The organism is Vibrio sp. 811 (assembly GCF_033339195.1).
In genome coordinates this window covers 1-802 of sequence record NZ_JAWOUB010000274.1, presented here as the reverse complement: position 1 = coordinate 802, position 802 = coordinate 1, and the positions used below count along the sequence as shown (strand labels likewise).

The following is an 802-nucleotide window of genomic DNA, read 5'->3' as shown; positions in this document are numbered from 1 at the left end:
TATTGCACTTAGACTGGCAAACTTCCCGCTCGCACCATTGCTGCTTGGCTTCATCCTCGGCGGCTTGATGGAAGAAAACTTGCGCCGAGCGTTGATGATTTCTGACGGAGAGTTGAGCTTCTTGTGGGAGCGTCCGATTACGTTGACGTTTACTGTGCTGGCAGTATTAGTGCTGGGTAGCCCGCTGTTTGTGAAGCTGTTTCAAAAGCTTAAAGCGCAACCTGTAAAAGTTGAGCAATAATCGTCGATTCCTCCTTCTTGGTAGCCCCTAAAAGCCACCCTCGCGGTGGCTTTTTCTTTCTTCGATCTTTCTTTGATATAGCTACGATGAATTAATATCACGGCTAAGAGAAAAATTTCGCTAGAAAGAGGTTCACGTTATCAAAACCGCAACGGAACTGAACAATTTCGTTTTGGAGCATGTAAAGTAAATCTAATAAAAACGTTAGAACATGTGTTATCCAAATATGAGACTCTAATAACCAATAAGAACATAACAAGGATTGTTTATGCTGCTGGAATTGGCTCTGTTGTTTGCTGCAGGCGTGGTGGGTGGAATTATGAATTCGATAGCAGGAGGTGGGAGTTTTCTGACCTTCCCCGCCCTCATGGCGGTTGGCGTGCCGCCCATCATGGCTAACGCCACCAACACTTACGCGGCGTGCGCGGGATACATAAGCGGTGCCGTGGGCTTTCGTGAAGAAATTTTGAAAAACAAACAAGAACTGCTATTCACCGTTTCGTTCAGCTTAGTCGGTGGCGCAGTTGGCGCGTATCTTCTTCTCAACACGCCAGAATCACT

At 46.5% G+C, this 802-nt stretch carries 1 protein-coding gene and 1 pseudogene; both read left to right on the top strand.

Annotated elements, in window-relative coordinates:
* Positions 1–241: pseudogene (locus R7Q46_RS26310) on the top strand (tripartite tricarboxylate transporter permease); the annotation flags it as partial.
* 268 nt (positions 242–509) lie between these two features.
* On the top strand, positions 510–802 hold a 293-nt coding region (locus R7Q46_RS26305), incomplete at its 3' end, for a TSUP family transporter (RefSeq protein WP_318078102.1).